Origin of the sequence: Pedobacter sp. (assembly GCF_039594775.1) — a bacterium.
Taxonomy (GTDB): Bacteria; Bacteroidota; Bacteroidia; order Sphingobacteriales; family Sphingobacteriaceae; genus Pedobacter.
In genome coordinates, this window is the sequence record NZ_JBCNMT010000001.1 from 284,807 (window position 1) to 310,311 (window position 25,505).

Below are 25,505 nucleotides of genomic sequence, written 5' to 3' on the forward strand. Positions count from 1 at the left end.
CATTTGCGACTAACAATCAACCATAACTAAGCTCCAAACAAGGTTTTGTAAATAGAATAGCTGTAATTATCTGGCACGGCACTCGCTCTGAATGGAATATTCAAATCGAAAATCTCTGCAACCTTTTGCTGCAAATGCGCTAAAAACAAAGGCTTAACCTCTTCTAAATAAGCATCAGACAATGTAGACTTTCTAGACCTAAAGTACACGTTACCATCAGCCATGGTTTTTACCACAAACAAGCTAGGCTCAACGCCTTGCCTCCCAGACTGCCTTTCGTAAGCATAGGTATAAATCAATGTTTGAATGAGGGCCTTATTGATGTTTTTACCATCTGTGTCAAAAAGTTTGTCTATTTCTGAAAAAGTAAGTTTATCACTTCCCGTTTTATAGTCGATGATACGGGTTACGCCATTGCGTTCGTCAACCCTATCAATAAAGCCAAATAGTTTTACCTGTTGCATTTCTCCATCGAGCTCAAACTCCAATTCGGTGCTTATTTTTTCTTCCAAGCTAAGAATCGTAAAAGGAGCATCGGCTTCATCTCTATTTAAAATGATATTTGCGTAAGCTTCCACAATCGCCAAAATCACCTTTTGCATGCCAGAATACTCCAAGGTATTCTCTTCTTTGTTGGTCATTACAAAATTGAAAGCTTTGGTTACCATTTGTTTCAATGATTTTCTCTTCACCAAAATCACATCTGCTGTAACTTCTTTTCCAATTTCTCCTATATAGAAATACTCCATCACCTTATGTAATATAGAACCGATCTGATTGGCTTCTATAACTGCGGTCACTTCCTTTGGCTCTTTAATTTCAGCAATGTATCTAAAGAAAAAATCTATAGGATTAGAGATATACATGGTTAAGGCCGATGGTGATAAAATCTTCTCTCCCTTTAGATATCGTTGCAAAGCAGCCTGTATTACAGGATCTTTTTTATCAATAAAAATTTCCTCTTTAGGCTCTGTACTTACTGGCAGATTTAAAGATTGATAGTTAAAACTGAAATTACTTTCATACTCTAATTGTTTCAAAATCCTACTAACCTCACCACTATTTCGCTCATCCGTTAAACCATTATAAACAAAATTGATATTTTTCGCTCTTTGTAATAGACGATAAACCATATATGAGGAAATCGCATCCAAATTTTCTAACACGGGCAAACCGTAAGCTCTACGAATACTATCAGGAATAAAACTATTACCTATGGATGTCTTGGGGATAATTCCTTCATTAAATCCTAAGAAAACGATTTTATCAAAATTAAGGTTACGGCTTTCCAGCAACCCCATCAATTGCACTCCTTTTAGGGGATCTCCGCTTAAAGGCACAGAAACGCCCAACAAAGATTTCTGTATGAGCTGAACTACAAAACGAAATTCCTCTCCTGCCACAAACATCCTTAAAGTATCGTTCAAGCGAGTGAGCTCTTCAATGGTTTTCACCAACAAATCGGCATCAATTTTTTTCAACGACTGTTGTGTAGATAAACGTGCCAAAAGATACTTCATCACACTTAACAGCTCCTCAACTAAGTGGGCTGGGTCATCTATTTTTTGGTAAAACCTTTCGAAAATACCACCCTGCTTAATTAAACGGTGTAAATCAATGCTTACTACATTATCACGCAATAATGCTTCTTGCACATTAGCTTTTAATTTTGCGCTTAGTCCTGTCAGCGGGTGAGTAACAAAAGCCTCCAAGGTTTGATAGGTCACCTTGTTTGTTTCTTTCAATTCTAACTGGGTGGTCAGCCATAAATCAGCCAGTCCAAAAACGGTAGAGCCCGCCAAGGCAAATCCCATGGTAACATTAAGGTCTATACCATCATTAATGGTTTGTAGCGCAGGCATCAGCAATTGCTCATCCGCTAAAATAACAGCGGTTGTACCCACCTCTTCCTCCCCATCTCCCTTCCCTACAATTTGATTGAGGATTTTTGCCTGTGCACTTTGCCCCTGAACCTTATAGACATTCACTGTATGTTTTTCGGAAGTAAAACCATTATCATCGTCCTCAAAGACATTTTTCAAGCCTAACTGCTTAAAGTTCTTTCGCAAAAACAATCCCGCTTCTTGAAGTTCGTCTTCTAGGTAATAGGTATCTACATCAAAGTAAAACAAAACCTTATCTGCTTCTTGTAATTGTGTAAACACTTTTGCCTCGGCTCTGGTCAACGCATTAAAGCCCACAAATATGATTTTCCCTCGATTAAAGGAGTTGATAAAATCAGAAGCCGTTAGATCTGTATTAGCCAAATGGCGATAAACTTGACCATTGGTGATATAATTTTGTGATTTTAGCGCTTCATGAAACAGCTGATACAAACGCGGCATGCGTCGCCACATTTTGATAAAAAGCTCTTGCTGTTTTTTATGTTTTCCTTCGCTATAAGATTGCCAAAACTGCGCTAAAAAATCATATTGTTCTTTACTGAGGTAATCGAATTCCAGATTGATTTGCGCTACATCTTCCATTTCCTGATAAAGCTTATTGGCATCTACCAAATCATTATCTATCTGGGCAAAATCGCTGAGCATAATTTTGGCCAAGGGAAAAAACTGACTGCTTTTCATCGGCGCAAGTCCTTCTTCCTCCAACAGCCTGTTGTATACTTTAAGCAAGGAAAAGAACTGCAAATAGAAATCTGCCGGCTTTTCCTTTACACTTCCAGCAAAAAATTCCTGTATGGTGTATATGGCAGGGCTAAAGAACGGTTTTTGGATAATGTCGGCCAAATATTTACGCAAATAGGTTGCTGGCCTGTTGTTATTGAAAACAATGGCACAATACTGTAAATTTTCACCAAATTTGGCAACTAAATCTTCTGCAACTTCTTTTAAAAATGGTGTCATTTAATTCCCAATCACTTGGTTGTTTATGTTAACTGAATGATTAATCAAATTGGTTGATAAGTAACTTGCGATTTTCTCTGCATAGGCTTGATCAATTTTAAGATTAGAGGCGAGCCATATTTTCCCTCTTTGACTGCGAACAACTATTCGATCATGATACACATCAATATCATTTATTTCTTCTATTTCTATTGCTTCTGGCACTCCGTACAAGGTTATCTTGTTGGATTTTACTTTTAAAAAACCTTCAGGCATGTTAAAAAGAGCACTAAAAAATAAAAGCAGAATAATAAACAAGCAAGCACAAGACCAAAAAACAGTGGTATAGCCTGCATAATAGGCAATGACTAAACCCACCAACAATGCACCGCTAAAGAAAAAGGACTGAAATTGAGAATGATCATCATTATAGGCGGGAAACACTACATATCCTAACTTTCCTCGACGATAGTTATAACTCGTCAAAAGTGAATAGGCCAATCCTACTAGCGTAGCTAGTACCATAAAAATTGTTGAGGCTAGCTCATGAACCTTACTCAATAAAAAGTAAAATAAAATCCAGACTACGAACCCAAAGGCTTTTGGATATTTCTCAATCAACAGCTTAACCTTATTCATCATTATACGAGTTTTAATTCTTTAGTTACCGCATAAAACAGGTATGCTTTTACCTTTTGAAAGCCCATTTGCAGTAACAGGTCCTTATAGTTCAATATCTGCTCAATATGCTGGTCGCTTTGCTCCAAAGTAAACTTATAATCTAAAATAGCAACACCTTCGTCGTCAATTAAAATGCGGTCTGGTCGATGTAGCTTCCCATTGGCGTCAATAATATTTTTTTCAATGATACTTTCGGTGGATTTATCGAAAATAGCCATTAACTCAGGATGATTTAAAACTTCCATGACTTCTTCATGCAAGGTTTCCACTTCCTGCTCGGCAATCACTCCGCTAAGCAATAACTCATCGAGGTAACTTTGTACTTCTTTTTGGTTGGCCGCGTTGGCCAATACTTCGTGCTTGATTGAACCTAAACGACCTGATTGTTCTATGTTGAGTACGTGCTGCAAATGTTTATCCTGCGAAGGCACGTACAAAGCCGACAGTCGATTGGTAGTGGGATATTCCTCCAATTCAAATCCACTGCTTTCGCTTACCTCAGATTTTTCCAGTACATGGTCTATAATTTCATATCGATTCGTAGCGTCAAAACCTTCTTCATCAACCGAGCTCAATTGCCCTACTACTTGCGCCAACGCATCGCCCACGGAACTTATATTTGAAGCGTCCTTTTTCTCCATTACCGATAGGTACAGGTAATCTTTGGAACGAGTGGTAGCCACGTAAAGCATGTTTAAAGCATCCAAATTACTATCCAACAGCTCTTTGTAATACGCTTTGGCGACCGTTGAATTACTAAGTTCTTCGGCAAATTTCAATGGAATACCACCCAACTCCTTGTAAATGGTATCTTCGGCCGACACCCAAAAAATAGAGTTGGCTTTTGTTTTAAGCTCCCAATTGCAAAAAGGCACAAAAACTGCTCTAAATGCCAATCCCTTGGATTTATGGATGGTCACAATTTGAACCGCATTCGCCTCATCTGGCGAAGGCAAGGACTGTCGCACCCCGTCTTCATCCCACCAAGTGAGGAAGCTGACAATTCCTTTCTCGCCCAAACGCGTGGCACTGGCTACCAAATCTCTAAATGCTAACAAATAAGGAATATGTTGCTTTAATTTAGACAATCCGTAAGCTTCGATAAGGTTTTCTACAAGCTCAATCAAAGGCAGCTGCATCCAAGTCTGCCAGTTTTCGCAAAGCGATTTTGGAAGTAATGAAGACAAGCTACTTAACGATTTACCTGTTAGTGCTAAATATGACGATGGCTCAATTGCTTTTTGTTGCAAACGATGGTACAATGAAATACAATTAGCCTTATATAAGGCCGTTTGCGAATCAATACCAACTAATACTTTCAGCGTATTCACGACGAGTTGCACGGCACTATTGTTGGCAATCATCAATGCTTCTCCAGACAACACAGGAATGTTATGTTCCATTAAGCGGGTTACACAAAGCATCGCTTCCATATTAGAACGCACCAAAATAGCCATATCCTTTTCCTGATAGGCTTTCTCGGTTTTAAGGAATTTAATTTCCTCAATCACGTCATGTAAAGCTATTTCGCGATAAACAGTTTCTGAAAACCTTTCTATTTCTTCACTTACATCGTCCTTCCCAAAGCGTTTTACTTTAATGGTTCCACCAGCTTTGGTAAATGGGGAAAGGTTTTGTTTGGCCTTGGCATATACCGAAGTGACAATATCGCCGTAACCGTTTTCGTCCCACCATTGCAACAAGTCATCAGATTTTTCGGTAACGTTTTCGTTCAGTTTATTTTGCACCACCAACGGCAACGCCTGATACAAATAATTGTTAAAACTGATGATATTTTCAGTACTGCGATAATTCTCTTCCAAATGATCATCGAGCACATTTGCGGCACCTATTTCATTTTTCGCTTGTTGATGGAGGATATTCCAATCGCCATTACGCCAACGATAGATGGATTGTTTAGTATCCCCCACAATCAGGTTATCGATATGTTTTTGGCTTGGGGAAGCAATGGCGTTTGATAGGATAGACCTGAAACTTTTCCATTGGTTCACCGAAGTGTCTTGAAATTCATCAAAAAGAAAGTTCTTGTACTTACTGCCTACTTTTTCCCAAATGAAGGAAGGATTTTCACCTGCATCGTCGGTAATTCCAGTAATCAGCTTCTGTGCATCACTAATTAAAAGGTTGTCATTCTCGTTTCGATAATTGCTAAGCAGCACCGCCACTTCTTGCATCAAACGCAGATAGTAAAGGTTTTTATTAAAAGCGATGGACAGGCTATAAGTCGCCAAATTAGCATCATAATATGCTTTAATAGCGGTCATTTGCCCGTTTAGCTCTTGATAGAATTGAGGCAGGTCTACCCCTTTTTGGAACCACTCGTCGGGTTCATCTATCAATTTGAAAACAGCATCGAGCTTGGAAAAATCTCCTCGGGCAATGTTGAGGATTTTCAGCAAGCCGTTACGAGATTTTCCCTTTAACTGGTCGGCACTTACACCGTGGTTTTCCAAAAGCTGCCAAGCGGCGGCACCAAGCTCCTTCAATCTCTCTTGAAAACTTTGGATTTGGCTTTTGGTAACGCTGATATATTTTTTGAAGAGCTCATCTAAATTATCTAAGCCCAAGGAATTTACTGAGATTTCAAAAACTTCATAGCTGTCCTTAAACACCTCACTAATGAGGTTCATCAGCTCGGCTTTGTAATTCCAACTCTTATTGTCGCCAATACGCTCAAGGGCTAGGTCAATGATCCATTGAAGCAGTTGCTGATTATGGTTCAAGCTTTCATCAAGCTTTTCTACCAGTTCATTCTTCACCTTGTCGTAGTTCATTTCCAAGGTGTAATCGGCATTAAGGCCCAACTCAAAAGCAAAACCACGGATTACTTTTTGCACAAATCCATCAATAGTGCTTACCGCAAAGCGACTATAGTCGTGCAAAATTCTACGATAAACTTTATCTGCTTTTAGTTTTAATGTTTCTGGGTTCAAATCAGGATGTGCCGCCAATACAATGGTCCTGTAATCCTCGATTTTTTTAGACGCGTTGCCTTCGGCAAAGCCTTTGAGTACTTCCAAAATACGGGTCTTCATTTCTTCGGTAGCCTTATTGGTAAAGGTTACCGCTAATATTTCCCGATATTTGTGCTCACCACTAAAAAGCAGGGTAAGGTAATGCGCTGCTAGGCTAAAAGTTTTGCCCGAGCCCGCCGATGCCTGAAGTATTTTGAGTGGTTTGACTACCATGAAGTGAAGTTAACCAAACTCAGCTAATCGCTCAACTTTTATTGAAAAGACTTAGGTTGGTCTTCCCTTCGCCACTCGGCCCAAGAGGTTGGCGTTTCATACAACCGTACTGTTTGTAGGGCAAATCCAATGTTTTCCAAAATCGGCAGGAGTGTAAATTTGATATGGATTAGCATATTTTCACAGGTAGGTTGAAAGGAAACAAAATGCACTTTCTCCGAAATGGCGTAACAGCTGGCACGCAACGATGCTGGGACTGCTTCGTTCAATACCAAAGCATGGTCATATTTATCAATCACATGTTCTACAACTATCTTTTTAAGTTGGCCAAAATCGATGAGCATACCACATTTTACGTTTTGCGGGTTTTGGTTGGCATAGCCAGACACGGTAACCTGTAAACGATAGGTATGTCCATGAATGTTTTTACAGGGGCCATCATAATTGAAAAGGGCATGCGCCATGTCAAAAGTAAATTCCTTTGTAACTCTTATCATCTGATTTTGCATGCCGCCAAGTTACCGCAAGGGCACTCAGGGAAAAATGAGCATTGTCAGATATAAAAGTTATTTAGCGCAAAAGCGAATTAGGATTTCTTTTCCACTTTCTTTTTGCTTTTGGCAATTGATTTTTTGCTGATACGTTCTGGGCGCTTTTCAATATCCACCTTATAGCCTAACAAATCTCTAATCACCACTGAAGCACAAACACCACCAAAAGCTGCTGGCAAATAAGAAATGGTACCATAAGCCGACCTTTTAAAGTTTGAGCCGTCGGTCATAATCAAGGACTCTTTCATCACTTCTTCAATGGAGAACACTGCTTTAATGGTGCCAGCGTTGCCCAACTTCTTTAAGCGTTTACGTACATACTGCGCAAAAACACATTGATAGGTATCAGGCAAATAGGTTACGCGAAGTTTGGTCGGGTCTAACTTACCGCCAGCCCCCATAGAACTCACAATGGGCAAGTTAAATTGCAAGGCGGTAGATAATAACGTTACCTTAGGGGTAATGCTATCGATACAATCCATCACATAATCGAATTTTGCGGCCAAAATCTCCCTACATTTTTGTGGAGTTAAGAAATCCTGAACCACATGCAATTTCAGCTCGGGGTTGATGGCCAATAAGCGCTCTTTCATAATTTGAGCCTTACTTTCCCCATGATTGGTAGCCAAAGCCGGCAATTGCCTATTTCTGTTACTCGGGTCAACAACATCTCCATCTACAATGGTCATTTCACCTACTCCACTACGACAAATAAACTCTGCCGCAAAAGAGCCAACACCACCTAATCCAATCACTAAAACATGTTTCTGTTGCAACAATTCTATTCCTTCGTTGCCCACCAATAACGCCGAACGCGATAACCAAGCTAAATCAGACATTTACTAAGTAAAAAGTTAAAAATTCAAAAGTTAAAAAGTTAAAGGGCTGACGTTCTAAACAACCAAAAAACCAATCAACTAAAAAACTAATTTTCTCCAATTTGCAAAAATAACATCTTTCAATTCATCAACGGTTATTTTCTTTATTTCTGCCACTCGTTCGTAAATCGTAACAATGTCAATATCCGAATCATCTGTTTCTAGGAAGAAAGGTTGTTGGATTTCCTCTAAAATCTGAGCGATTTCTTCCGATTTTAAAACTGCCGCACCAAAGGAAAGATAAAAGCCGTTTGCCATCAGTTGTTGCGCCATTTCATACTTTTTATTGAAGCCATGTATAATCATTGGCACTGAGGGTTTCAATCTTTTTTTTAAAGCAATAAGCTCATCAAATGCCTTCACGCAATGCAAAATCACAGGTTTCTTCAGTTCTTCGGCCAAATTAATCTGTGCTTCCAACATTTGGAGTTGTTTGGGTATTTCCTCGCCTCGCAATTTGTCTAGGCCACACTCACCAATCAGCTGAACATTGTTTTGCTTAGCCAGCACATTCAAATATTTCATGCTCTTAGGAAGCTCCTCTAAATGACCATACCATGGATGTATACCTATGGAAATAGGCTTAGTTTTGGGCATTGCCAAAAACGTACTTTCTGTTAATGAAAGACTTTGAATGGCGATTACTCCATCCTTTTGCTTTGCTTCGTGCGTATGAATATCTAAAAAGGGAACCATTAGCTTCACAAAAGTACAGAAATAGCTCCGCAAAAAATTACCCTACAAAAACAGTAGACTATTTTAATTCGTCTATATTTGTATCATTGTCAATAATCTAATATTTAGAAAATGAAAAAATTACTATTTCTTTTTGTGGCGATGAGCTTTGGACTAGCAAGTTTTGGCCAAACCTCCACAGAAGGCGTAAAAATTTATAATCCAGCAGCAAATGCACAAGCTGATATAGATGCTGCCGTAGCAAAAGCTAAAAAAGAAAATAAACATGTTTTTGTACAAGTGGGTGGCAACTGGTGTGTATGGTGTATCCGTTTCCATAACCTTGTGGAAGAAACTCCTGATTTAAAGAACTACCTAACCGCTAATTTCGAAACGGTTAAAGTAAACTATAGCCCTGAAAATAAAAACGAAGCAGTATTGAAGAAATTGAAAAACCCTGGACGTTTTGGCTTTCCGGTATTTTTGATTTTAGATGGCAACGGGGAAGTCATTCATATCCAAAACTCTGCCTACCTGGAAGAAGGTAAAGGCCATAGCGTAAAACTGATTACGGATTTCTTGAAGAATTGGACTTACAAAGCGGTTAATCCAACGGCCACAAAATAAATTTCTAATTCCGTTCATAACGAACGGGATTTTTTTGAAAAAACAATGTTGGTTAAAAAATAATATCACGATTCTATAATAATATCAATTCTTCGGACTTCAGGCATAACCCCGAAGGGCTGAAATGATTATAACAACATACACACCTCTAATAAAACCCTGAAAGGGTGGTGTAAAACCACCTTTGCCCTATCTCTGACGTTTTGCTAACTGACGCAAACCAACGTTTATTGCAATAAACTATTTAAAATAGCCCCGATTGAACAGAAAGCCCGCAAGCGATTCGCCAGTGAGCGGGAGTGCGGACTTGAAGTGAAAGCGGGACAGCCGACGATAGCAGCAGTGATATTGCGCTTCGAAAACAAAAAAGCGTCCAGTTAAACTGAACGCTTCCTATTTATTGACAAATTTTACAAGCCGTCGCCGTATTTAAACATGGCATTCACGGTAACAGGTAACTTGCCCGTTGGCACTAATTTTTTGTTGAATACGGCCGCTGCTGCTTTTTGCATAAAGTCTTCTTTTTGGTAGGCCACCACAATTGACCTCGCCATTTCTATACCTGGCAAGTTCGCCAAGTTATAAGGGTTGGCGAAGAAAGCCACCATCGCGTTTCTAGCAGATAGGGAAGTAATTAAATCCTTCACATCTTTATTTAAAGGAATGTTATTTCCAGGGCGTAACCTCGTATCTACAATGGCCAATATGATTTGGTCGTCGCCTTTAATTTGTTTTAAAACCTCTGCAATAGCGGTTGCGCTGGCATTTTTATCTACATTAAAAGCGATAGAGTTTTTGTAAATGCCCGATATTTCCGTTTGGAACAAAGTAGCTTGCGGGGTTCCAACATTTACAATGACCGTTCTTTTGTTTGGAGTTAAGCTAGCCAAGCCGTCTCTGCTTTTTAACAAAGTCATACTGGCATCGGCCAATTGTTGTACCAGTGCTATGCTTTCTGGACGGTTAACTTCCGCAGCAATATTGTTTTCATCTATATGTGGTTTTACGGTTAAGCCTGCCCAATATTTAGCGGTCAGTACTTTTCTCACACTCTCATCAATACGCTCCATCGTGATGCGCTCATCCTTAATGGCCTGTTTCACTTTTTTCACTGCCTGTTTGGTGTCGTGCGCCAACTCCAAGATATCGTTTCCTGCAATTAACCCCATTACTTCAGCTTCACCATCTTTGTAGAATTTGGTTACACCTTTCATGTCCATCGCATCTGAAATGATTAAACCTTTAAATCCAAGCTCATTTTTCAACAAGTCTGTAACGATTGGCTTCGAAAGGGTTGAAGGCATGTTTGGGGTAGGGTCTAACGAAGGGATGTTCATGTGGGCAATCATTACCCCCGCAGCTCCCTGCTTAATCAGTTCTTTAAACGGATACAATTCCAACGAATCTAAACGCTCTTTACTGAATTTAAGCTGCGGCAAATCATAGTGGGAATCCACATCGGTATCGCCGTGGCCTGGGAAGTGTTTAATGCTCACCAATAAACCTCCTTCTTGCATTCCTTTTAAATAAGCAGCACTTTTTTCGGCTACGTTATATTTATTTTCTCCGAACGAACGGAAGTTGATTACTGGATTTCGTGGGTTGTTATTCACATCAACATCAGGAGCCAAGTTCATGTGCATCCCAATGCGCTTAAAATCTTTCGCTACTTCTAAACCCATTTTATAAATGAGTTCTTTATTTTGTACCGCACCTAAAGCCATTTGGTAAGGATAAGAAATGGTGCTGTCTAATCGCATACCCAGTCCCCATTCGCCATCAGAGGCAATCAGCAATGGAACTTTAGATTTTCGCTGATATTTATTGGTCAAAATTGCCTGTCTTTCTGGCCCTCCCTGAAAAAACACTACGCCGCCCAACTTTTCTCTTTTGATGACCTTACCAACAGAATCTTGATAGGCTTGACTAAGATTGGTATGTGCCCTAACGAAAAACAACTGTGCTATTTTTTGTTTGGTGCTCAGTTTGTTAAATACCGAGTCAACCCAATGCGGCTGTTGTTTCAGTAAGTCGAGGTAAGATGATTGTTGTGCACTGGCTTTCCCTATTGAAATTAAGGAAACCACACCCAATGCATAGATAAGTTTCTTGTTCATTTTTGTGTTAAAAATTTTGGTTGTTGCCTTCCGAGAATGCTGTTTCTTGCGGAAAATCCTTTAAAGATGCGGAATACATTTGTTGTTGCCAATAAATTGTAGCACATTTTTGCAAAGAGGTGTAAAAAATACACGCCGAGCCTATTCTCCATCGTCAATTGTATTAAATTTGATACACCTTTGCTTCGCTTGCACCTTAACTTCAAAAAGCGTTTTAAAATTTTTAATCTTTTAAAAATCTGAGATTTAACCTGCTTTTTAAAAGATAGCTGACACATCGAGAAACATCAGCCCCGCACCTTTGGCACATTTATTTGAGAGAGGTTTTGGCGAAAGGGCAACGTAGCTCCTTCGTTAATTGAACTAAAATTAAAAGAAATGAAAAAGATAGTTATTCTGGTACTTGGCCTGTTTATTACTGGCCTTACTGCAAACGCTCAGTCAACAGATAGTTTTATTAGACTTGGTATTAAAGGTGGTGCCAGTTTTTCAAACATTATTAAAGACGACGGCAACAACGATTTTAAAACTGATTATTTAGTAGGTTATCATGTAGGGGCAACCTTAGATATCAAATTATTGGAAAATTTGGCCTTTACGCCAGAGTTACTTTACTCAACCAAAGGTTACAAATTGGAGTCGGGCTTGGGCAAATTCACTCAAACTACCCACTTTATTGATGTACCAATTTTGGCCAGCATCAAGTTGGCCGAAGGCTTCAATGTAGTGGCGGGTCCACAGGTATCTTTCTTGCTCTCTACCAAGAATAAATTCGAAAACGGATTTAGTTCTGCAGAGCAACAAATCGTAGAAGACGAATCCGACCGTTTTAAAAAGAGTTTATTAGGCGGTGTAATTGGAGCAAGATTCGATTTAAGCAATAAGGTTGGTATTTATGGTCGTTACGCCATAGACTTCCAAAAAAATAACGAAAACGGTTCTACAACTACCCCTGAATTTAAAAACCAAGGCTTCCAAGTAGGTTTAGGAATAAAATTCTAATCGCATTGCGATTTCTCTATAAATCGAAAGCCCATCCACTAGAAAAGGATGGGCTTTTTCTTTTTTCTAAAACTAAAACTAGTACTTACAGGTTATTTCTATAATCAATATTTTAATCAACCTTAAAATTTAGAGATTATGAAAGGCACCAATCTTCCAAAGAATAATGGTCGTGTTCATGGCAGCACCATTGCCGACAGAGCAAATTACGATGTAAAGTTGGACAAAAAGAAAATAGGCATTACCAATGCAGGTGGTCAGCGATCAGACCAGACCTCTAACAAGGATAATGAACGCAAACGAGGACAATAAATAAAAAGAACCAAAGGGTTGGCCTGCATTAGTCAACCCTTTCTTTTTGTAAAGCTCTTCTTACATCCTTACAAGTAAATACTATTTTAATATCTTTAGGAAAAAATGTCCTTTATGAAATCTCCATTTTCGATGATTAAACAGTCTTTTAAGTTTTTTCTTTTACCCGTAGCTTTATTGGCTTCCGGCTTATTGATGAGCCACTGTAACATTAACTCAAATGATACCGAGCTTAGTGAGAAAAACCTAAAATCGGAAACGATTGTAACAGGTTTGACCATGCCTTGGGCTATGGCCTTTTTACCAGACGGCCGAGTTTTGGTTACTGAAAGGGGTGGAAAATTGAGAATAGTAAAGGGCGGAATTTTAGACCCACAAGAAATTACTGGTATTCCGAAGGTTTATTATCGCGGACAAGGTGGTTTACTCGACGTAGTACTTCATCCCAACTATAAAGAAAATGGCTGGATTTACATCAGTTATTCTTCTCCTAAAAAAGAAGGAGAAGCTGGTGATGATAATGGCGCCAACACGGCATTGATGCGTGCAAAACTAGATGGACATCAATTGACCAACATTGAGCATCTGTACAAAGCCAGCCCGAATGTAAGAGGTGGTGTACACTTTGGGGGTAGAATCTTATTCGACAATAAAGGGTATGTTTTCCTTTCATTAGGTGAGCGCGGACAGAAGGAAAACTCTCAAAACTTAGGCAAAGCACAAGGGAAAATGGTACGTTTACACGAAGACGGAAAAATCCCTAGCGATAATCCATTTGTAAAAACAAAAGATGCTTTACCAGAAATATGGAGCTACGGACATAGAAATCCGCAAGGGTTGGTCATGCACCCCACTACTGGAACCATTTGGGCACATGAGCATGGGCCTCAAGGTGGCGACGAGCTGAACATTGTAGAGAAAGGAAAAAACTACGGCTGGCCATTGATCACCTACGGGATTGATTACGATAACTCCATCATCTCTGATAAAACCGAAGCTCCTGGCTTGGAACAACCTGTGATTTATTGGAAACCTTCTATTGCTCCTTGCGGAATGACCTTTGTAAATAGCCCGAAATTTAAAGAATGGGATGGCGATTTGCTAGTAGGTTCTTTAAAGTTCATGAATTTGGAACATTTAACCATTAAAGGCAACAAAGTGGTTAAAAAAGAAATCATTTTTGACAAGATAGGCAGGGTGAGAGATGTGAAACAGGGCCCTGATGGCAACATTTACGTAGTAGTGGAAAATACAGGTTCTATTGTTAAAATAAGTCCTAAAGCATAAGCATGAAGTTACTGACCTTTATTAGCTGTGGGCTAGCATATGCCGCTATTTTCTCATTGAATGCTCAGGACAATTTGGCCCAAAGTATTGAACGGGGTAAAGAACTTTATATGGAAAGCTGCGTAACCTGTCACTTGGCTAATGGACAAGGGCTAAAAGGCACTTTCCCACCGCTGGCCAAATCCGATTTCTTGGTAAAATATCCCGAAAAATCTATTCACTCCATTAAATTCGGCATGAATGGTAAAGTAGTGGTCAATGGGGTAACCTATAACAATGCGATGCCACCTTCGGGTTTTGCTGATGATGAAATTGCTGATGTGATGAACTATATCCGCAATTCTTTTGGCAATAAAAACACGCAAATGGTGACGGAAAAAATGGTTGCTGCTGTAAAAGAAAAATAGCTGGTTAAAACCGATAGCCCAAACCAATGCTAAAGGCTCGGTAGCGTTGCTGGTAACTACCCAAATCGCTACTGACCCGATAAGGGCTTGGCTGGTAAAAATACATCGCTTCGATGTTAAATCGCTTAAGCTGAATATTGACCCCACCTCCCATATTAAAATGCAGTTTGTTCACACTCGTTTCGGACAGTGCTTGCTGAATTTGCTTGCTATGGAAAACGGTATCCAAATAGCTGGCAACATACCCCACCCTACTGCCTCCACTTTGCGCAAGGGTAAATGCCAAGTTGGCTTCTGCTTTTAAGCTAACCTGTTTATTGAGCCTATAACCGATATTTAGCGGAAGTACCAAATTAGTGTGTTTTCTTGAATCAATCACTTGAAAAGGACTACCTGTGGTCACCGTATTATACCCTGGATGCTCATATGTTCCATTAAGTTTACCTTGCCTAAACCGAACTCCAGTGCCAAGCAACCATCTATTGGTTAAGGCCCATTGGGCTTGAATACCTAAATAGGGAGTATTATTTTGATTGGTAAACATTAGCCCACCTTGTAGCTCAAAGCCAAATTTAGGCGTGATCATTTCCTTTGGTTTTTCCTTTTTCAGCTTCTCCCTAATTGACTTTAAGTTGGCCAGCTGCAATTGGTTCGCCTTCTTTACTTTCCTTACCGAATCTCTGACAAAAGCCCTCCTCAAACGACGTTGCTCACGTTTAGACAAAACAAAGGATGACTTTAGGTCCTTTTGATCTTTTTGCATTAAGTCATTACGCTTCCACTTCAATGAAGCCGCTGTTGCCTGATGTGCCGTTAGGCCTACCCTATTATCCAAATAAGGAAGTAAGCTCGCCTTAGCGATTGTAGGCCCTTCAATTTCAGTTTGTATTTTGGTTTGGTCTAAAAGGATAGCGCCATCAATTCCTCGCTTTAAATTTTCTATTTTTTGACGCTCAATTTGGGAGGTCGAAGGAGTTTCCTTCAAATTGTTTTTTGAGGATGATTTTTCTCCTTTAACAGTCCTCTCAGCACGTATCAATATTGCTGTATCAACAACCCCCAAGTTTTCTACCGCCTGTTTTTCCCTCGGCACTTTAACCAGCTCTTCCTTTGTCCTTTTTTTCTGCACTGTACCTTTTGGCTTTTGATAAAAAGCAAAATAAATCCCCCCCGCAATTAACACTACAGGAAAAATCAGTTTAATGATTTGAGCAAGTTGAGCGAATAAACCATTTTTAGGAAGAGGGACCTCTTGGGCACTTGTTGGCAAAAATTGTTGATCCAACAAATGATTCATTTGCTGCCATGCAGCATCCAAGTCATCGTTTACTGGAAGTTCGGCCATTTTCTTTTGCCAAAGCTTATCATACCATACCGACTTTCTCATTTTTTCCCTCCTTTGTTTTCAGCATGATGATGATGAATGCCATTTTCTGTATTGGAAAGCAGCAATTTCCGAAGCTGCTTTTTTCCTTCAGAGAGATGCCATCTAGAGGTGGCCTCGCCTATTTCCAGCTTGTCGGCTATTTCTTTATGTGAGTAACCATCAATCACAGAAAGATTAAAAACCAATTGAGTAGCGTAAGGTAAGTGCCTAATTAACCTGATGAGGTCTTGGGCATATAGTTTATCTAAAATTTCAGGAGCTACAAAAGCTTGTTCATGGGAAAAATCATCCGCTAAAGCAAAGGCTTCAAACTTGCATTCTTTTCTATTCAGGTCAATGCACGTTCTGATCATAATGGTTCGCATCCAAGCTTCTAGTGTACCTTTAAATGCATCATAAGTTTGGATGTGTTGAAACACTTTCAAAAAAGCAGTATTTAATGCTTCTCTAGCCAAGTCATCTGTTTTCACGTATCGGATACAGGTACGTAACATATCTGCATAAAATAACTTGTACAAGCGTTCCTGTGATAGACGATGCCCTTCAGCACAAGCTTTTACTAATGCTGTTGTCTCCTTATCCAAATCGCTCATTCAAATATGTAAATCCTTGTTTATACATCAATCCCTATTCACTATTACGTGCCTTATCAACTAAACGTTGGGAAGATTTTTTTTATTTTTTTCTGCCCAACATCTTTGGCTTTTAGCCCGTACATATCCAAAAAAGCCCATGTTCAATTTAGATAGTTACGAAAAGCACAGCCAATGGTACAACCAAAAATTCCCTACCGAGGAGTCCAAATCAACTTACCTTAAAAACCATTTGAATATCAAGCAGCCTACTATTGGCAAATGGTTGCAAGCAATTTTCTTCAAAAGCCTAAATCCGCTGCTTGCCGATAAAAATGGAACATGGCTTACGCTTGGTGATGCTTATGGCTTTGATGCGCAGTACATTCTCAAAGCGGGCAACAAAGCTATCGCTAGCGACCTTAACACCGATTTTTTGACCATTGCAAAAGACCAACAGGTGATTACAGATTTCTCCCTACAAAATGCCGAAGCAATGAGCTATCCCAATCATGCCTTCGATTACATTTTGTGCAAGGAGTCTTATCATCATTTTCCAAGACCCTATGCTGCTTTATATGAAATGGCCCGTGTGGCCAAAAAAGGTTTCATTTTAATGGAACCGCAAGACCCCATACTCAAAATGCCCCTTTTATTAGGCCTGATGAATGTCGTCAGTGCTTTCAGCGACCAATTAAGCAAAAAGCTATGGAAAAACCGCTTTTCGTATGAACCTGTGGGCAACTTTATTTACAAAATATCAGAAAGAGAGCTTGAGAAATTTGCCGCAGGTCTTAACTTACCTATGGTTGCATTTAAAAAACTGAACCCTAATTTTTATTTTGAGGGTGCTAATGAAAGCCTAGCCAATAGGAAAAACTTTAAATTCCTTATCATATCCCTTAAAAAGTTAGTACGCGACCTTTTTGCCAAAATAGGAATTGTTCCATCCCAAGTGTTGGCTGCCATCATTTTTAAAACAATACCTGATGAAAAAACACTTCGAAACTTGAAAGACACGGGTTACCGAATCGTTAATATTCCGCATAACCCTTACCAATAATGTCACTATCTTTGCTGTTGGTTAAATCCACCGTCAATGCCAGAGCTATTACTTTTGTTTTTTCTGATGATTCCGCAAATAGTAGCGGGCGTGTATGCGCATAGCATTGGTAAAAGTTTCTGGTTTTGGTTCTTTATTTCTTTTCTGATCCCAATTATTTCATTGATAGTTTTATTGGTTATCGATCACAAAAAACCTAAAGAAGCTAAGGAAGAAAAAAAGGGCTACCAACTAGCCGACCACGTTAGGAAAAGACAATACTAATATTAATCATGTAGAATCTTAGGTTGTTTTTTTACTGCCCCTAGCATACTTGCCACTTCAAGCTTTTGTTTATTTGTGAGCCCTACGCTCATCCTCATTTCACTAACGCTCGTGTACTTTTCCTTTTTGCTTTGAAATAGATTTGCTTCATTTGTTCCGTTAAACATTAAAAGCAATGTCCCAACAGCAAAGAGGATTATCACTATACTGGAAATGTCAGCTCATTGGCTGGTCGTTGGCTTCCTTTTACTGGGCCATTGTAGGCTATTTGGGCTCGAATTTCAGTTTTCCGCTGGCTGTTGTGCATTTCTTTGGAGATTTATGCATTTACATCTTGCCCACCCATCTGTTCAGAACCATTTCCAAATGCAAGCAGTGGGAACTTTTAAGACCTAAACAATTATTGCCCATCGTTATTCTGGCGGTTATTTTCTTAGGACTAATTTTCATGCTCCTTACTATTGGCAAAAACTATTGGATCCGCTCAACATGGGAACCTCATTTTGTAGGAGATTTATCTACTTCCTTTAAAGATGCCTGGCTTACTACCTGGATGACCGGCATACGCCTCATGTCTATCTGGGTATTGGCCTATTACCTTTACCATTATGCCCAGGCCGAAATTAAGGCCAGTAAAGAAAGTGCACGTTTAAGTCTCATTGCCAAAAATGCACAACTGGATCACCTTACTGCCCAACTTAACCCGCACTTTTTCTTTAACTCCCTGAACAATATCAAAGCGCTGGTAAACGAAAATCCAATAGCCGCCCGTAGGGCCATCGATCTGCTGTCTGATTTGTTGCGTACCTCGCTTTATAACCGAGATAATGCCTTAATTACCCTACAGGAAGAAATTAATCTGATCAACGATTACGTTGAACTGGAAAAGATGCGCTTTGAAGAACGTCTACAGGTAAATTTCGATATAGCTCCTCAATTATTAGACAAAGAAATTCTTCCTTTGAGCCTGCAAACACTAATAGAAAATGCTATTAAGCATGGCATTGCCCAACAGCCTGACGGTGGTACCATCGCTATTAAGGTAACGAAAGAAGGCAACGAGTTAAAAGCCACCGTACAAAATCCGGGCACCTTGAAACAAGAGAAAAGCGCTGGTTTAGGCCTTAAAAACTTACAAGAAAGGTTAGCGCTACAATTTAATGGCAAAGCTTCCTTTAGCTTGGAGGTCTTAAATTCGAATGTCATTTTGGCCACCCTAAAAACACCATTAACATGAGCAAGCTGAGGTATTTGATCATAGACGATGAGCGCTTGGCCCGCGAAGAAATGAAGTGGAGCTTAAAGCCCTATCCCGATTTGGAATTGCTGGGCGAAGCCACAAATGCCTTCGAGGCCGAAGAACGGATTAAAAAACTACAGCCTGATCTTATTTTTTTGGACGTGCAGATGCCCGGAAAATCAGGCTTTGAACTGTTAGAAAGCTTAGACCAAGTACCCGTAGTTATTTTTACCACCGCCTTTGATCAATACGCTGTTCAGGCCTTTGAAATGAATGCGCTCGATTATTTGGTAAAGCCCGTTCGCGAAGAACGGCTAGAAAAAGCAATTGCCAAAATCAGACAGCAATTTCATCATAGCCAACACACTAAGAAGCCAGCACATCTATTTGTGAAGGAGGGCGAAAAATATCATTTCATTGCACTGCAGGAGCTTCATCAAATAGAATCGATAGGGAACTACGCCCGGCTTTATTTTAACAATGAGAAAGTGTTCTTCAAACGATCGCTCAACCAACTGGAAAAGATTTTAGATTCCAACCTTTTTTTCAGGATCAACCGTAGTACTATTATTAATACTGGGTTTATCGAACAATTAAGCCCCGATGCTAATGGACGTTTGCTATTTCGCTTAAAAAATGGTGAAACCCACACGGCTTCTAGTCGCCAAAGCGCCTTATTTAAAAACAGAAATATGTTCTAACCCAATTAACCCTTATTTTAATGATATGAATTTGATGAGAAAACTCTTCATCTTGGCCATGCTTTGCCTTTTGATAAGCACCAACTCAAAAGCACAGGCCAATAAAAAAGACTTGAGCAGCTATTTAATCCTAGATAGTTTACTGATTCCCACCCAAGATGGGGCACAGCTTTCGGCATTGGTGGTACGCAAAAAAGGAGCTGACGAAAAACAGGCAGCCATTTTAAGTTTTACGATTTATGCCCGTTTAACCGACATCAACAAAGCCATAGAAGCGGCCGATAAAGGCTATGTAGGTGTAGTGGCGTATACCAGAGGCAAGAAAAATAGCCCGGGTAAGGCCGTTCCTTATGAATACGACGGACAGGATGCTCGGGCAGTGATCGATTGGATAAGCAAGCAGCCTTGGAGCAATCAGAAAGTAGCCATGTACGGTGGGAGTTATAACGGCTTTACCCAATGGGCCGCCACTAAAAAACTTCATCCGGCCTTAAAAACTATTGTTACTTCGGCGTCGGCAGCACCAGGCATAGATGTACCCATGACCAATAATGTGCCTATGAACTTTCTTTTCCCTTGGACTTATTACACTACCAACAATAAACTGTTAGACAACACCGAGTACAGTAACAGTAAGCAATGGAACGATTTAGATGATAAATGGTTTGCAGTTGGTACGCCTTACCCAACTTTAGATAGTTTAATGGGTCGACCAAAAAACGAAGTCTTCAGGCGTTGGCTGGCACACCCTTCTTATGATTCATATTGGCAGGCCATGATACCCTATCAACAAGATTTTGCCCAGATCGACATTCCAATTTTAAGTACAACAGGTTATTATGATGGTGGCCAAATTGGCGAAATGTATTATTATCGCGAACACCTCAAATACAGACCCAATACAGCGCACTATCTCATTATTGGCCCTTATGGCCACTTTGGCGCACAAGGGTACCCTGATTCGGTATACAACGGCTATAAAATTGATCCTGTAGCCCAAATTCCCATCCACGATATCATTTACCAATGGTTCGATTATATTTTAAAAGGTGGGAAAAAGCCAGAAATTTTAAAAGATAAAATCAACTATCAGGTAATGGGCAGCAACCAATGGTATCATGCGCCATCGCTTAAAGCCATGAGCAACGATTCGCTGGTGCTTTATCTCAGTAACCAACGTTTGGGCAATGAGCACAAACTCAGCCTAAAAAAACCCTTAAAGGAGGCCTTTGTCAATCAAACCATCGATTTTAAAGATCGCAGCGACAAACACAGTTACTTTTGGCAACGTAATATCAGTTATGATACACTATACCATAACGGCGTCATGTTTTTAAGCGACCCTTTAAAGAACGACGTTACCTTAACCAACAAGTTTACCGGTCAAATAAAGGCCATGATCAACAAAAAGGACATGGATTATAGCGTGGTGCTGTTTGAGCATACGCCCGAAGGCAAATACTTCTACCTTTCTTATTTTATGGGCCGTGCCAGCTATGCTGAAAATCCAAGTCAAAGAAAACTTTTAACTCCGGGCAAAAAAGAAAGTATTCCCTTTAGCAATACCTATATCAGCGCCAAAAAATTAAGCAAGGGAAGCCAGATCGTGATTTTGGTAAACATTAACAAAAGCGCCAGTGAGCAGATCAATTACGGTACTGGCCGCGATGTAAACTTAGAAAGCATTAAAGATGCGAAAGAACCGCTTATAGTAAGATGGTACAACGATAGCTATATCAAGCTGCCCATTCTGAAATAAAAGAATCGTCATCGTGAGGATGGCGAAGCAATCTTATCTCTAGAAGAGATTGCTTCGCCACTTTGTTCCTCGCAATGACGATTCTTAAGTTATTTATTAGTTACGTGGCGCTGCCGTCGTACCTCTTAATGGATACTCTTTTGGTGGTTCTGCACCCAGCAGGTTTTTCACAAAGTAATCCCAACGGCGACGCATCATGTAAGGATTGTTTGCTCCAAAACCATGTGCACTATGTGGGAACAACACTAAATCATAATCTTTATTGGCTTTATTTAAGGCATCAACCACTAAATAGGTATTATATGGAGGTACGTTATTATCCATCATCCCATGTGCCAGCATTAATTTACCCTTCAAGTTTTTTGCATGGTTTTGGTTCGCCTGTGCCTCATAGTCTGAATTGGCCAACAAGCCGTTATAACGCTCGCCCCAATCGTCCTCGTAGTTTCTATTTTCGTGGTTACCTGCTTGAGATACACCCACCTTAAAGAAATCAGGGTAACGGAACATGGCCGCAGCAGTAGCAAAGCCACCTCCAGAGTGTCCCCAAATACCAACTTTATCCAAGTCCATAGGATATTTTTGTGCCAATTGTTTAATGGCGGTAATTTGATCTGGCAAAGTGTTTTCGCCCATATTGCCATAGGCCATGTCGTGATAGCTTTTCGAACGATAAGGATTGCTCGTACCTTCAATCACCACCACAATAAATCCTAGTTCGGCCAACGCTTGGTGGTCAGACCTCGAAGCAGAGAAAGACCAACTGCCTACACTTCCGCCCTGCGGACCTGGATAAATATAATCGACCACAGGATATTTCTTACCCGCCTCCATTTTAGTTGGCGTGAACACCAAACCATAAATATCTGTTTGTCCATCCGCAGCTACCATTTGTACTACATCAGGAGCTTTCCAGCCTTTGGCTAATAACCTTGAAATATCAGTTCTGCCCAGTTCTTCAATCTGTTTACCTTTTAAATCTCTCAAAACCGTTACCCCTGGCACATTAGGTTGCGAATAAGTATCAACGATATAGTTGAACGCAGGAGAAAACGACACTTGATGATTACCTGCGTCTGGCGTTAACAAGGCTAAACCTTTACCATCAAAACCTACGCGGTACAAGTATGCAAAATATGGGTTGCCTTTTTCGCGACCATGTCCTGTAAACCACAAAGTTCTGCTTTTTTCATCTACACGTAATAATCTTCCCACTAACCAATTGCCTTTGGTGATTTGGTTTTTTACCTTTCCTGTTTTGGCATCATATAAATATAAATGTCCCCAGTTATCGCGTTCCGAGTACCATAAAATTTCGTTGGTTTTAGGTAGATAACGCCAGTTAATCGCATTTACGCCCGACTCAAATTGTGTTTTAACCGTTTCGGTAAATACCTCTCTTACTGCGCCAGTACTTGCATTGGCAATTTGCAGTTTAGAAATTTTGTGGTCCCTTGAGGTTGATAAGAAAGCAAATTCGCTACCATCGGCATTCCAATCAATATCCGCCAATTGTCCTCCATCAACAATATCATCGCTTAACGAACTTCTGTGATCATCCAAAGGAATTTGTAAACTGATTACTTTAGGATTTTCCACATCAATCACCACCCTACGCAACTTGGCCACTTCTTTATCTCCAGGCAAGGGATATTTCCACGCCTTTAAGGTTGGTGAACCTACATTGGTGGTCACCAAATACATGTCGTTCAAATGGCGTTGATCTTGTTGGAAAGTAGTTAGTTTTTTAGAATCTGGCGACCAACGTACAATCGGTCTATCACTCGATTTCCAGCCCGCATTGTCGGTAGCGTAACCATAATCTTTTACACCATCAAAAGTAAGCTGTGTTTCTTTTTTGGACGCAATGTCTCTCAACCATAAGTTCCAATCCTTGATAAATACCATTTTTTTACCATCGGGCGATAATGACCCGACTTGGGCACCAGCTCTTTCAGCCCCAAATGGTCTTGCCGCAGCACTTGCTCTTCCACCACCAAGTTCATTTTTATCGATCTGATAAGTCCAGGATTTTTCATCCGCAAAAAACTGAAAGCTCTTTTCATCGCTGGAAAGTGCAATGGTTTGAAAAGGCAGCTTGTAGGCTTGGTAAGTTTTACCCGTTGCTTTGTTTAAGGCTTCAGCCAATTTTTGATGGTCAAAAGCGGCTACTTTTGTTTTCTTTACTGGATCTACTAATAGAAACTCATTGCCATTTTTGGTGGTCGCTAAATAAATCAGCTGCTCTCCATTAGTCCAATTTGGGCGAACCGTAGTACCATCTACAAAAGGTTCAACATTATAACTTAGGAATTGTTCTGCCCTCGCATAATCTTGCTCGGTTAATGGTTTATTTTGAGCCTTCAATGTAAAAACGGTTAAAATTGCACCAATACTTAGTATGTGTCTTTTCATTTTTAAATAGGAATAAAAAACTAAAATAATAGGGTTTGGTCATTTACAAATTAAGGTATTAATAATGATACATTTTTTGTTGGTCGCTTGTTCACAAGCAACAGCTCAAGGCAACAATGCCTTCTTCTAATTCTTCTTCGGTTAAAACGCCGTAACCCAACCTCAATCCATTTGTATTACCATCTAAAGTATAAAGGCTTGTAATTTTAACCCCTTTTTGAAGCATCTTTTGGGAAAGTGATACCCAATCTGTAGGTACTTTTATAGCTAGCCAAAAAGCCAATCCTCCGTCTGGAATATTATAATTTACTTTGTCTTTAAGGTGCTTTTTCAAAAGTCCGGCAGTAAAATCTCTTTTTGTTTTATAATAACTAGTTACTTTTTTAATATGTCGCTTAATGGCTCCATCCTTAATCAATTGCAAAACAGCCTGTTCCATAATGCTATCACCATTTACATCAATTATTTTCCTTAGCTGTCCCACTTTCTCAATTAAGCAACTATCGTTACTGGCTAAATAGCCCACGCGTAATACTGGAGAAACCACTTTGCTCAAGGTACCGATGTACACATAATTTTTAAGCTCTGGATAGCTCGACAAAGGCAATACTGGCCGATAACCAAAATGAAACTCATTGTCGTAGTCATCTTCAATAATGGCAAAACCATATTCATTAGAAAGCCTAATCAGTTCTAAACGTCTTTTGAGACTTAAGGTTACCGTAGTGGGGTATTGATGATGTGGTGTCACATAAATGGCCTTAATCCGTTTATTAGATTTCAGATATTGCACGACTTCGTCAATCACCAAACCTTCTTCGTCAACCCCTACAGGAAGAAGGTTGGCCCCAGCATGTTCAAAAGCTTTCCAAGCCGGTTGGTAACCAGGATTTTCGACCATCACCTCATCGCCTATTTCCAATAAACATTGTGCAGTCAAATACATCGCCATTTGGCTTCCTCTGGTCATGCATAGGTTGTCTTCATGCACCTGCATTCCTCGTTGATGATTAAGCATTTGAGCAATTTCTTGTCTGAAAGCTATATCGCCAAGCGCATTACCATCATAATTCATCAATTGCCATTTGGTCTTGAAGCTAAAAATTTGCCGATATGCCCTTGCTAATTCGGTAACGGGAGCAATTTTGGCATTCGGATGGCCATCATCAAACTGAATATGGAAAGGTTTTTCTAGCTGCCCCATCGTCATTGAAGTAGGTTGCCTACTTTTTATGGTTGAGGTGAGCTTAGGGATGTTCTTGGCAACAAAAGTTCCTTGTCGTTCTTTGGAAACCAGCCAACCTTCTATAATAAGCACATTGAGCGCCTCCACAACAGTATTTCGGTTCACTTTCAGTAATTGCGCAAGGTTTCTACCGCCTGGTAGCGCTTCGCCCGCTTTTAACCTGCCTGATTGAATATCCTTGATCATGGCGTCGGCAATCTGCAGGTAAACGGCTTTGTCAGATTTCTTATCTAACTGTACTTCAAACTTCCATGAACGCAACATTGGAC

General features: G+C 39.9%; 21 protein-coding genes. 10 read left to right on the forward strand and 11 right to left on the reverse strand.

What is annotated here, in order from left to right; genetic code table 11:
- Nucleotides 1-26 precede the first annotated feature (26 nt).
- The 6 genes from ABDV71_RS01235 to ABDV71_RS01260 form a co-directional block, all read right to left on the reverse strand.
- Nucleotides 27-2,864: a PD-(D/E)XK nuclease family protein gene (locus tag ABDV71_RS01235; protein ID WP_343530602.1), complete on the reverse strand. Its 2,838-nt coding sequence runs from the start codon at nucleotides 2,862-2,864 to the stop codon at nucleotides 27-29.
- Nucleotides 2,865-3,485 (reverse strand): hypothetical protein, encoded by a 621-nt coding sequence (locus ABDV71_RS01240; RefSeq protein WP_343530603.1) that lies wholly within the window; start codon nucleotides 3,483-3,485, stop codon nucleotides 2,865-2,867. It lies immediately after the preceding gene.
- A complete protein-coding gene (locus tag ABDV71_RS01245) occupies nucleotides 3,485-6,733 on the reverse strand; it encodes a UvrD-helicase domain-containing protein (RefSeq protein ID WP_343530604.1) in 3,249 nt (1,082 codons plus the stop codon). Before ABDV71_RS01245 ends, ABDV71_RS01240 begins: the two co-directional genes overlap by 1 nt.
- A gap of 38 nt (nucleotides 6,734-6,771) precedes the next feature.
- Nucleotides 6,772-7,230 carry a 6-carboxytetrahydropterin synthase gene (locus ABDV71_RS01250; protein ID WP_343530605.1) on the reverse strand — a complete coding sequence of 153 codons (459 nt, stop codon included), beginning with the start codon at nucleotides 7,228-7,230 and terminating at the stop codon, nucleotides 6,772-6,774.
- Between the two features lie 89 nt (nucleotides 7,231-7,319).
- Nucleotides 7,320-8,123: a tRNA threonylcarbamoyladenosine dehydratase gene (locus tag ABDV71_RS01255; RefSeq protein WP_343530606.1), complete on the reverse strand. Its 804-nt coding sequence runs from the start codon at nucleotides 8,121-8,123 to the stop codon at nucleotides 7,320-7,322.
- A gap of 78 nt (nucleotides 8,124-8,201) precedes the next feature.
- Nucleotides 8,202-8,858 carry a TatD family hydrolase gene (locus ABDV71_RS01260; protein ID WP_343530607.1) on the reverse strand — a complete coding sequence of 219 codons (657 nt, stop codon included), beginning with the start codon at nucleotides 8,856-8,858 and terminating at the stop codon, nucleotides 8,202-8,204.
- Between the two features lie 111 nt (nucleotides 8,859-8,969).
- On the opposite strand from ABDV71_RS01260, the gene ABDV71_RS01265 reads away from it, so the two are divergent.
- The gene (locus tag ABDV71_RS01265) at nucleotides 8,970-9,464 is read left to right on the forward strand and encodes a thioredoxin family protein (protein ID WP_343530608.1); all 495 of its coding nucleotides are present in this window, start codon (nucleotides 8,970-8,972) and stop codon (nucleotides 9,462-9,464) included.
- A 410-nt stretch (nucleotides 9,465-9,874) separates the two neighbouring features.
- Here ABDV71_RS01265 and ABDV71_RS01270 read toward each other — a convergent pair whose 3' ends face one another.
- Complete coding sequence (locus ABDV71_RS01270; RefSeq protein WP_343530609.1) at nucleotides 9,875-11,581, reverse strand: glycoside hydrolase family 3 protein; 1,707 nt, start codon at nucleotides 11,579-11,581, stop codon at nucleotides 9,875-9,877.
- 378 nt (nucleotides 11,582-11,959) lie between these two features.
- Here ABDV71_RS01270 and ABDV71_RS01275 point away from each other — a divergent pair, with 378 nt between their 5' ends.
- The 4 genes from ABDV71_RS01275 to ABDV71_RS01290 all read left to right on the forward strand — a co-directional run bounded on the left by ABDV71_RS01275 (nucleotide 11,960) and on the right by ABDV71_RS01290 (nucleotide 14,589).
- The gene (locus ABDV71_RS01275; protein ID WP_343530610.1) at nucleotides 11,960-12,583 is read left to right on the forward strand and encodes a porin family protein; all 624 of its coding nucleotides are present in this window, start codon (nucleotides 11,960-11,962) and stop codon (nucleotides 12,581-12,583) included.
- A gap of 138 nt (nucleotides 12,584-12,721) precedes the next feature.
- Nucleotides 12,722-12,895: a hypothetical protein gene (locus ABDV71_RS01280; RefSeq protein ID WP_343530611.1), complete on the forward strand. Its 174-nt coding sequence runs from the start codon at nucleotides 12,722-12,724 to the stop codon at nucleotides 12,893-12,895.
- A gap of 114 nt (nucleotides 12,896-13,009) precedes the next feature.
- Complete coding sequence (locus tag ABDV71_RS01285; protein WP_343530612.1) at nucleotides 13,010-14,182, forward strand: PQQ-dependent sugar dehydrogenase; 1,173 nt, start codon at nucleotides 13,010-13,012, stop codon at nucleotides 14,180-14,182.
- A gap of 2 nt (nucleotides 14,183-14,184) precedes the next feature.
- Nucleotides 14,185-14,589, forward strand: a complete 405-nt coding sequence (locus ABDV71_RS01290; RefSeq protein WP_343530613.1) for a cytochrome c — start codon at nucleotides 14,185-14,187, stop codon at nucleotides 14,587-14,589.
- Nucleotides 14,590-14,593: 4 nt separating this feature from the next.
- On the opposite strand, the gene ABDV71_RS01295 is transcribed toward ABDV71_RS01290, so the two are convergent.
- Together ABDV71_RS01295 and ABDV71_RS01300 are read right to left on the reverse strand one after the other, a co-directional pair.
- Nucleotides 14,594-15,976: a hypothetical protein gene (locus ABDV71_RS01295; protein WP_343530614.1), complete on the reverse strand. Its 1,383-nt coding sequence runs from the start codon at nucleotides 15,974-15,976 to the stop codon at nucleotides 14,594-14,596.
- On the reverse strand, nucleotides 15,973-16,569 hold the full coding sequence (locus ABDV71_RS01300; RefSeq protein WP_343530615.1) for an RNA polymerase sigma factor: 597 nt from the start codon (nucleotides 16,567-16,569) through the stop codon (nucleotides 15,973-15,975). Before ABDV71_RS01300 ends, ABDV71_RS01295 begins: the two co-directional genes overlap by 4 nt.
- A gap of 139 nt (nucleotides 16,570-16,708) precedes the next feature.
- Here ABDV71_RS01300 and ABDV71_RS01305 point away from each other — a divergent pair, with 139 nt between their 5' ends.
- The 5 genes from ABDV71_RS01305 (at nucleotide 16,709) to ABDV71_RS01325 (ending at nucleotide 21,575) form a co-directional block, all read left to right on the forward strand.
- The gene (locus ABDV71_RS01305) at nucleotides 16,709-17,611 is read left to right on the forward strand and encodes a class I SAM-dependent methyltransferase (RefSeq protein ID WP_343530616.1); all 903 of its coding nucleotides are present in this window, start codon (nucleotides 16,709-16,711) and stop codon (nucleotides 17,609-17,611) included.
- A 36-nt stretch (nucleotides 17,612-17,647) separates the two neighbouring features.
- On the forward strand, nucleotides 17,648-17,875 hold the full coding sequence (locus ABDV71_RS01310; protein WP_343530617.1) for a hypothetical protein: 228 nt from the start codon (nucleotides 17,648-17,650) through the stop codon (nucleotides 17,873-17,875).
- Between the two features lie 175 nt (nucleotides 17,876-18,050).
- On the forward strand, nucleotides 18,051-19,112 hold the full coding sequence (locus ABDV71_RS01315) for a histidine kinase (RefSeq protein ID WP_343530618.1): 1,062 nt from the start codon (nucleotides 18,051-18,053) through the stop codon (nucleotides 19,110-19,112).
- On the forward strand, nucleotides 19,109-19,816 hold the full coding sequence (locus tag ABDV71_RS01320; protein ID WP_343530619.1) for a LytTR family DNA-binding domain-containing protein: 708 nt from the start codon (nucleotides 19,109-19,111) through the stop codon (nucleotides 19,814-19,816). Before ABDV71_RS01315 ends, ABDV71_RS01320 begins: the two co-directional genes overlap by 4 nt.
- A 34-nt stretch (nucleotides 19,817-19,850) precedes the next feature.
- On the forward strand, nucleotides 19,851-21,575 hold the full coding sequence (locus tag ABDV71_RS01325) for a CocE/NonD family hydrolase (RefSeq protein ID WP_343530620.1): 1,725 nt from the start codon (nucleotides 19,851-19,853) through the stop codon (nucleotides 21,573-21,575).
- A 96-nt stretch (nucleotides 21,576-21,671) separates the two neighbouring features.
- On the opposite strand, the gene ABDV71_RS01330 is transcribed toward ABDV71_RS01325, so the two are convergent.
- Together ABDV71_RS01330 and ABDV71_RS01335 are read right to left on the reverse strand one after the other, a co-directional pair.
- Nucleotides 21,672-23,990, reverse strand: a complete 2,319-nt coding sequence (locus ABDV71_RS01330) for a DPP IV N-terminal domain-containing protein (protein ID WP_343530621.1) — start codon at nucleotides 23,988-23,990, stop codon at nucleotides 21,672-21,674.
- A gap of 91 nt (nucleotides 23,991-24,081) precedes the next feature.
- On the reverse strand, nucleotides 24,082-25,500 hold the full coding sequence (locus ABDV71_RS01335; protein ID WP_343530622.1) for a PLP-dependent aminotransferase family protein: 1,419 nt from the start codon (nucleotides 25,498-25,500) through the stop codon (nucleotides 24,082-24,084).
- Between the last annotated feature and the right edge of the window lie 5 nt (nucleotides 25,501-25,505).

What these genes read in the sequence shown, in the direction of transcription:
- ABDV71_RS01320 (WP_343530619.1), top strand. Translation starts at nt 19,109, where the DNA reads ATGAGCAAGCTGAGGTATTTGATCATAGACGATGAGCGCTTGGCCCGC.
- ABDV71_RS01330 (WP_343530621.1), bottom strand. Translation starts at nt 23,990, where the DNA reads ATGAAAAGACACATACTAAGTATTGGTGCAATTTTAACCGTTTTTACA.
- ABDV71_RS01315 (WP_343530618.1), top strand. Translation starts at nt 18,051, where the DNA reads ATGTCCCAACAGCAAAGAGGATTATCACTATACTGGAAATGTCAGCTC.
- ABDV71_RS01265 (WP_343530608.1), top strand. Translation starts at nt 8,970, where the DNA reads ATGAAAAAATTACTATTTCTTTTTGTGGCGATGAGCTTTGGACTAGCA.
- ABDV71_RS01300 (WP_343530615.1), bottom strand. Translation starts at nt 16,569, where the DNA reads ATGAGCGATTTGGATAAGGAGACAACAGCATTAGTAAAAGCTTGTGCT.
- ABDV71_RS01310 (WP_343530617.1), top strand. Translation starts at nt 17,648, where the DNA reads ATGCCAGAGCTATTACTTTTGTTTTTTCTGATGATTCCGCAAATAGTA.
- ABDV71_RS01255 (WP_343530606.1), bottom strand. Translation starts at nt 8,123, where the DNA reads ATGTCTGATTTAGCTTGGTTATCGCGTTCGGCGTTATTGGTGGGCAAC.
- ABDV71_RS01275 (WP_343530610.1), top strand. Translation starts at nt 11,960, where the DNA reads ATGAAAAAGATAGTTATTCTGGTACTTGGCCTGTTTATTACTGGCCTT.
- ABDV71_RS01250 (WP_343530605.1), bottom strand. Translation starts at nt 7,230, where the DNA reads ATGATAAGAGTTACAAAGGAATTTACTTTTGACATGGCGCATGCCCTT.
- ABDV71_RS01260 (WP_343530607.1), bottom strand. Translation starts at nt 8,858, where the DNA reads ATGGTTCCCTTTTTAGATATTCATACGCACGAAGCAAAGCAAAAGGAT.
- ABDV71_RS01235 (WP_343530602.1), bottom strand. Translation starts at nt 2,864, where the DNA reads ATGACACCATTTTTAAAAGAAGTTGCAGAAGATTTAGTTGCCAAATTT.
- ABDV71_RS01245 (WP_343530604.1), bottom strand. Translation starts at nt 6,733, where the DNA reads ATGGTAGTCAAACCACTCAAAATACTTCAGGCATCGGCGGGCTCGGGC.
- ABDV71_RS01305 (WP_343530616.1), top strand. Translation starts at nt 16,709, where the DNA reads ATGTTCAATTTAGATAGTTACGAAAAGCACAGCCAATGGTACAACCAA.
- ABDV71_RS01325 (WP_343530620.1), top strand. Translation starts at nt 19,851, where the DNA reads ATGAGAAAACTCTTCATCTTGGCCATGCTTTGCCTTTTGATAAGCACC.
- ABDV71_RS01270 (WP_343530609.1), bottom strand. Translation starts at nt 11,581, where the DNA reads ATGAACAAGAAACTTATCTATGCATTGGGTGTGGTTTCCTTAATTTCA.
- ABDV71_RS01295 (WP_343530614.1), bottom strand. Translation starts at nt 15,976, where the DNA reads ATGAGAAAGTCGGTATGGTATGATAAGCTTTGGCAAAAGAAAATGGCC.
- ABDV71_RS01290 (WP_343530613.1), top strand. Translation starts at nt 14,185, where the DNA reads ATGAAGTTACTGACCTTTATTAGCTGTGGGCTAGCATATGCCGCTATT.
- ABDV71_RS01285 (WP_343530612.1), top strand. Translation starts at nt 13,010, where the DNA reads ATGAAATCTCCATTTTCGATGATTAAACAGTCTTTTAAGTTTTTTCTT.
- ABDV71_RS01280 (WP_343530611.1), top strand. Translation starts at nt 12,722, where the DNA reads ATGAAAGGCACCAATCTTCCAAAGAATAATGGTCGTGTTCATGGCAGC.
- ABDV71_RS01240 (WP_343530603.1), bottom strand. Translation starts at nt 3,485, where the DNA reads ATGATGAATAAGGTTAAGCTGTTGATTGAGAAATATCCAAAAGCCTTT.
- ABDV71_RS01335 (WP_343530622.1), bottom strand. Translation starts at nt 25,500, where the DNA reads ATGTTGCGTTCATGGAAGTTTGAAGTACAGTTAGATAAGAAATCTGAC.